Raw genomic sequence first — 6171 nt, 5'->3', positions numbered from 1 at the left:
AATAAAGGCCTCCTTATTCAGGAAGCCTCTTATCATCAAACATGTTATGAATATTTTTACTATATTAATTTATTTTTATATCTGATTAGTATTGAACGTCTCTTAAGCAGAGGCCCTTCGGTTGAGCAAATGGTACAGCTTGGGTGAATTTTTTACCATTTAATATATTTTGAACTTCTGTTGCTTGTACTTTACCTTTGCCAACTTCTAAAAGAATTCCCACAATCAACCTTGCCATATGCAGTAAAAAATCATTGCAATTTATTACAATCTCAATCACCATACCATTTTCAATAATATCTAAGGAATTTATAGTTCTTATTGTGGATTTTGAGCCCTCTTTCAAGCTGGTAAAGCTTTGGAAATCATGGGTTCCAACTAAATATTCAGCTGCATTTCTCATTTGAATAAGATCAATCTTTTCTAGTGAATGAAATGAATATTTTCTATTGAACACATTTCTTAATCTTCCTTTAGTAATGCTATACACATAAGTTTTTGATTTCACATTGTGTTGTGCATGGAATCTTTCAGGTACTTCTTCTACTGATTTTACAACAATATCCTCAGGCAAAAATTCGTATAAATAATTTGATATTAGTTTTGCTGACCTGTTTGAATTTGTATGGAAATTGGCTACATAATTTTCGGCATGAGTACCAGCGTCCGTCCTTCCACAACCAATTACCTGAATTTCCTCTCCAGTCATCTTAGAAAGTACTGTTTCGATTTTCTCCTGAATTGAAAGATTATTATCTTTAAGCTTTTGCCAACCTTTATATCTGCTTCCGTCAAATTGGACAATTATTTTAAAATTTTTCATTCTATTCCCCTTTTAAAATTGATTTCAAATACTAGCCTACCCCTAGCAAGGCATCTTTATATCAATTTTAACACGATTTTAATGAATTGTTCAAAAAGTAATATAAAACAGTAATATTTTTTGTGTTATAATCGAAAAATAGAGTTTATAAGGAGAATTATTAAATGAGTTCAAATGAATTTAACACGTCGGACAGAAGAAAGCAAAAAATTGCACGTATTCACGGGTTTGAGTACAAAATTTATCCAAATGGAACTATTATTGATTTTGAAAAATTAAGCGCGTCCTTGGGCAATATTCTGGAATCAAAAGAATTATTATCAAAATATCACCCAGAAGTCTTAAAGTTAAGTATTCTTTCAAATCAGTCTGAAGGCTTAAAAGAACTGACAGAGGAGCACTATTTAGCTTCAGAAAAAAGACTGTACTATTTTTATCAAACTTTAAATAAGATTAAGACCTTTGCAAATGAAAACAGTGAATTAAATGAGTACATTGCCCCTCATGGTAGAATTATCAAACCGGAAATTTTAGACGGCATTAACAAGTCTTTCGTTGCGGCTATTAATGATAATTTTAATACTTCTTTAGTGGTTTCTGATTTTCTACAATTATTTAAGTACTCAAATGCTTTATTAACTAATGCTAATGAAAATGCTCTTCACAAACTCACAACGTTGAATAAAATATATAAAAGCATTTTAATAGTAGCAAATTTAATAGGTATTTTCATGGAAGAACCAGAAGAATTTATCTTACAAATGAAAGAAAAATATATTAAGCTGAATAATATTGATATGAATGAAGTAAAAGAGCTCATGAATCTAAGACAAGATGCTAAGCTAAATAAGAATTATGATTTATCAGATGAAATAAAATCAAAACTTGACCATAAAGGTATTATTGTTCAAGACTCAGCTTTAGGCTCCGAATGGGACATTAAAGCACTGTTCATTTGATGTTTAAATAACAAAAGAGACTTCTATTATTGAAGTCTCTTTTGTTTATGTTAATTTCCAGCATTCAGAATCTCATTTTCATCATGAATAATAAATATAATATAACCGGTAATCCTATGATAGCAGATAGTATTGTGATTGCAGTATATACTGTTTTCTCATCTCGTAATATAAATAATGAAAATTTATACCCTAAAATACCAATCCATCCACCCAAACAATTTAGAATTACATCATCTATGTCTGATATTCCTATTCCAAAAAGCCCTTGAATAATTTCAACAAATAAACTTGCTATAAATATAAGTAACAAGTTGGTTATTGCTCTTTTATTTTTTTTGAATAATGACAGATATACACCAAGGGGAATAAAAATAACTATATTGCCAACCACATTACTAAAAGCAACTTGTTTAATATTCATTGAGCTGGCAGTTAAATATTCCGTTATACTATAAAAAGGGATTAGATTGACTGACCTAAATAAAGTCCTTTGATTAGTAAATAACTCCAAAATCGAAATTCTTGATAAAAACAATATTTTAATTAGCAAAAGTATGTAACAAGTGAAAACACAACGTAAAAAGACAGTTTTAATTCTCTCCCGTTTATTCATAATACCTCCATTTTTTATTTATTTTCCTATGCTGCTGTATACAGCTATTGCATCAGTAATATTAAACTGTTCCGAGTGACTATCTCCTTTTGCACCGGCTGTAACCAAAACATATTCTTGATTATCCACTTTGGAGAGACTTGCGAGACACAAGCCAGCCGCACTAGTATATCCTGTTTTTCCTCCTAGAATTTCGCCACCAATAATATTTTTATTGGTGAGTTTTTCAAACATGGTGCTGTTAAAGGTTATCCCCTCAGTATGCTTATTTGTAGGTGGTGTGCAATGACGTGATGAAGTAAAAATCTCCCGGAAAGTATCATTTTTCAAAGCATAGCATAGAAGAACAGACAAATCTTCGACTGTTGTGTAGTGATTTTCATTCTGAAGCCCGGTCACATTTTCAAAATGGGTATTTCCCATACCAAGATCTGCAGCCTTTTGATTCATTATTTTTACGAAATTCTGCTCTGCTCCGGCAATCTTATTAGCAAGTCCAATACAGCACTCTGCACCGCTGGGCAGTATTACTCCATACAACAAATCAATTGCTCTTACCCGCTCACCTGGTTGGAAACCTGCCATTGATGCACCTGCTTCGTACAGCCCCCGGAACGTAGAATTGGAAAGTTTGATTTCTCCCATAATATCAGGTAAATTTTCTATAGCAACAATTGCTGTCATTATTTTAGTTAAAGAAGCAGGATAGATTTTTGCTTCACTATTTTTCTCCAGCAATATGGTATGATCTTTTAAACGGATCAGAATTGCGTTAGGACTGTTCAGCTTGTTTAAAGATATAGAAACAGTGGGATCGGGGGCTATCTTGTAAACAAAAGCAGCAATGACAGCCATAAACAGAAGTGCTACAAATATACGCATTCCTGACTTTTTCTTTTTTACTTTTCGTACCATAATAAAACAACCCCTTATTCTGTGTTAATATTATTTAAACACAGAATAAAGGGCTAAGTTGGAAATCTATCTTATGAACTTCTTAAGATTTTCTTATTACATACTTTTATAATGCTTTTATGTTTAGTTACATCCCATCAAGGTAGATTATTTACCTAAATCGTTTTTGATTGCATTATACCAAACATCCGCCATCTTGTCATAACCAGTTCTGGTACAATGAACTCCATCTGCTAAATCGGCAGTAGTAACTGCACTATACATATCAACAATAAACACGGGCTTACCTTGATTAGCCTTGGTTTGAACGACTTGAGCAACTTGAGTGTTATAGTTCCTGACATCTGCATAGCTAAGAGGAATAACTTTAGCAACATAGAGTTTGCCATCACTGGGTAATTTAGCGCAAATCTTGTCAATTAACCCGCTCAATCTGGTAGGTGCATTAGTCAAATCATACTTTTGTGAGATATCATTTGTACCAATGTGTAATAAAACGATTTTTGGTTTATATGTGGTCATCCATGCATTGATATTAGCATCAATCTGATCAATACGCCAGCCAGAGTGGCCTTCATGATTCTTATCACCAAGTTCCGTAGGTCCGTTTGACATAGAGCCTACAAAATCAACTTTTTGTCCGGCATTTGTTACATTATTCCATAGCTTGATTCGGTAACCTCCCGGTACAGTTAAACCGTCAGTTATTGAATCCCCCAAAGGCATAACAACAGTGGTAATGTTTTGAGGCGGAGTTTTAGGAAACTTTGTAATGAGTCCTAAAAGATATTGCTTCGATAGGGATAAATCCAATGCTGTTATTTTTGCATCACCGTCAAGGTCAGCAGCATAAAGATCATCCTGAACAGGTAGGTCGGTAACAGTACCGAGTAGGAATTGCTTCATTAACGAATAATCCAGTGCATCAATGGCACTATCTCCGTTCAGATCTCCGATAAGTCCTGATGCCGCCGCAGTAACAACTTGTGAAGTGGTCTGGGTAGCATTACAAACTGAACTTACGCAAAGACAAATACTTACCACCATTATTAATGATAACAGTCTTTTTCTTAAACTATTCATTGTTTTTCCTCCTACGAGCAGTTCTTATCTTACAGTACAGATTAAGAACTTTAATAAAACGTTTTTATCAACGTTAATTCTATTATAAACTGTAAATGTTTTACATTTCAATATAAATCTTTTTGTGATTGGTATATAAATTTTGAAAATTATAGCATGCTTAATGTAATTTACTGCAAATATCCAAAGTCAACTACAAATTTGTCGATACTATCGGATCGTTTCATTGTCAATTTCATTGTATTCATATTTTAAATCACTGGAATCCACCCGAAATAATACCGTATGATTTCCCGGTGAGTTAAAAGTGTAATCAAGGCGGCTGATCTCGGCTATAGTATTGCGGGCAGGAACTCCAGGGTAGCTGTGAGCTCCAACTTCAGCACCGTCTACAAACTATTTGACATTAAATGCACTTGTACCCACACCCCCGTGATTTCTGATGCCGCATGTGAAGGTTACAGGTTTTCCAACATTAACATAAGTAACCTGAGTAGTTGTAATCATCGTTGGAACAAGGTCTGCCGGAAGTATTGTAATGGTGGTAGACGCTGTATTGTTCCCTGTATCTGATTCGTTGAGCTTATTGTCAGGGTCAATCTGGAAGGTTATTGTATATGTCCCAGAAGCATTGAAAGAGTAGCTTAACTTACCATTTTCATGGTATACGGTACTGTAGGCAGGTACTTCCCCATAACCATTTAAGGCTGTCAAATGTTATGTGCTGACCAAGCTTTATACGCTTCTATTTGCTGCAAAAACAAGACTGGAATTTAGCATTACTGATGCAATTAACAAATAAGCTGCAATTATAATTTTTTTAGACATAACATTCCTCCCGGATAAATGCATAATGGAAGTAGGCTATTTATACAATTTTTACTTTTGGGTTTTCATAAATGCATCTGCAATTTTTACTGTTTCATTCATGGATATTGGTTTATCGTCTATTGATACAATCGAATAGGTAGAACCGTTAGTTGACCAAAATAATGCATATGCTGTTCTTTTTCCCAAAGGCTTTTGAGTCATGTCTTTGCCATTGTAATCAGTAAATGATTTAACTATCCATTGTGCATTTATATTACCGACTTTTGTTTGTGCAACTTCTGAAATATCATCATTCTTTGAGAATACTCGAATAACGGTATCCATGATAGCAATATTAAAGATATATCCTTTACCGTCTCTGTAAGTACACCCAACACTTCTGTATGGCAGATATTCATGAAGACTATTAAAAGCATTTTCTTCACTAATAGCCTTTTCAGCAACATCTTTTATTGTGTCAAAGGTTTCATAACTTAGTGTCTTATTGAAGGCAACTATCTCGGCTTTGTTCTGTAATTTTAGATCTCCATAAAATATTTCAGGAATACAAATCTTAATTCCCATTTTTTCAGATAGTTCTTTATCACTTAAGTCGGTAGTTTTGCTAAGACAAGGGTTAATTAAAACCTCATTAGCAGGCCTTTCAATAACATTATTGTCTTTATCCATAATAAATACTGTTTTAATATTATTAATTACTTCTACAGCTATAGCTCTTGCATTATCTGAAGCAGCAAATGTTACAACCATAAAAACTAAAGCAATAACTGCAGCTACAGCATATTTTCTAAAGCCAGTATAAAGGTTTTTCTCCTTTTTCCTCTTTCTAACTTCTAAAAGAATATCCTGCATATTCTTCTCAGATACTGTTATCTCATTAGCTTTATCCGAAATATTTCTTTTTATTATATTATCAAATAGTTGATTATTCTCCAACTGCATCG

General features: G+C 33.3%; 7 protein-coding genes. 1 reads left to right on the top strand and 6 read right to left on the bottom strand.

Annotated features, from left to right (window positions below):
* Positions 1–85 precede the first annotated feature (85 nt).
* Positions 86–823, bottom strand: coding sequence for a tRNA pseudouridine(38-40) synthase TruA (truA, locus tag L323_RS35970; protein WP_020816535.1), 738 nt, complete (start codon positions 821–823; stop codon positions 86–88).
* A gap of 164 nt (positions 824–987) precedes the next feature.
* Between truA and L323_RS35965 the strand changes: the two genes are divergently transcribed.
* On the top strand, positions 988–1782 hold the full coding sequence (locus L323_RS35965) for a DALR domain-containing protein (protein WP_020816534.1): 795 nt from the start codon (positions 988–990) through the stop codon (positions 1780–1782).
* A gap of 64 nt (positions 1783–1846) precedes the next feature.
* Here L323_RS35965 and L323_RS35960 read toward each other — a convergent pair whose 3' ends face one another.
* The 5 genes from L323_RS35960 to L323_RS35940 all read right to left on the bottom strand — a co-directional run bounded on the left by L323_RS35960 (position 1847) and on the right by L323_RS35940 (position 6169).
* Entirely contained in the window at positions 1847–2398 is a 552-nt protein-coding gene (locus tag L323_RS35960; protein WP_020816533.1) for a VanZ family protein, read from the bottom strand.
* A gap of 18 nt (positions 2399–2416) precedes the next feature.
* Positions 2417–3313, bottom strand: coding sequence for a D-alanyl-D-alanine carboxypeptidase family protein (locus tag L323_RS35955; protein ID WP_020816532.1), 897 nt, complete (start codon positions 3311–3313; stop codon positions 2417–2419).
* 147 nt (positions 3314–3460) lie between these two features.
* On the bottom strand, positions 3461–4396 hold the full coding sequence (locus L323_RS35950; RefSeq protein ID WP_020816531.1) for a GDSL-type esterase/lipase family protein: 936 nt from the start codon (positions 4394–4396) through the stop codon (positions 3461–3463).
* A gap of 396 nt (positions 4397–4792) precedes the next feature.
* Positions 4793–5110 (bottom strand): CARDB domain-containing protein, encoded by a 318-nt coding sequence (locus L323_RS35945; protein ID WP_020816530.1) that lies wholly within the window; start codon positions 5108–5110, stop codon positions 4793–4795.
* A 165-nt stretch (positions 5111–5275) separates the two neighbouring features.
* Complete coding sequence (locus L323_RS35940; RefSeq protein ID WP_020816528.1) at positions 5276–6169, bottom strand: hypothetical protein; 894 nt, start codon at positions 6167–6169, stop codon at positions 5276–5278.
* Positions 6170–6171 lie beyond the last annotated feature (2 nt).

This window comes from Ruminiclostridium papyrosolvens C7 (assembly GCF_000421965.1).
Taxonomy (GTDB): Bacteria; Bacillota; Clostridia; order Acetivibrionales; family DSM-1351; genus Ruminiclostridium; species Ruminiclostridium papyrosolvens_A.
This window is presented reverse-complemented; position numbering and strand designations above follow the sequence as displayed.

What these genes read in the sequence shown, in the direction of transcription:
- truA (WP_020816535.1), bottom strand. Translation starts at nt 823, where the DNA reads ATGAAAAATTTTAAAATAATTGTCCAATTTGACGGAAGCAGATATAAA.
- L323_RS35965 (WP_020816534.1), top strand. Translation starts at nt 988, where the DNA reads ATGAGTTCAAATGAATTTAACACGTCGGACAGAAGAAAGCAAAAAATT.
- L323_RS35940 (WP_020816528.1), bottom strand. Translation starts at nt 6,169, where the DNA reads ATGCAGTTGGAGAATAATCAACTATTTGATAATATAATAAAAAGAAAT.
- L323_RS35960 (WP_020816533.1), bottom strand. Translation starts at nt 2,398, where the DNA reads ATGAATAAACGGGAGAGAATTAAAACTGTCTTTTTACGTTGTGTTTTC.
- L323_RS35950 (WP_020816531.1), bottom strand. Translation starts at nt 4,396, where the DNA reads ATGAATAGTTTAAGAAAAAGACTGTTATCATTAATAATGGTGGTAAGT.
- L323_RS35955 (WP_020816532.1), bottom strand. Translation starts at nt 3,313, where the DNA reads ATGGTACGAAAAGTAAAAAAGAAAAAGTCAGGAATGCGTATATTTGTA.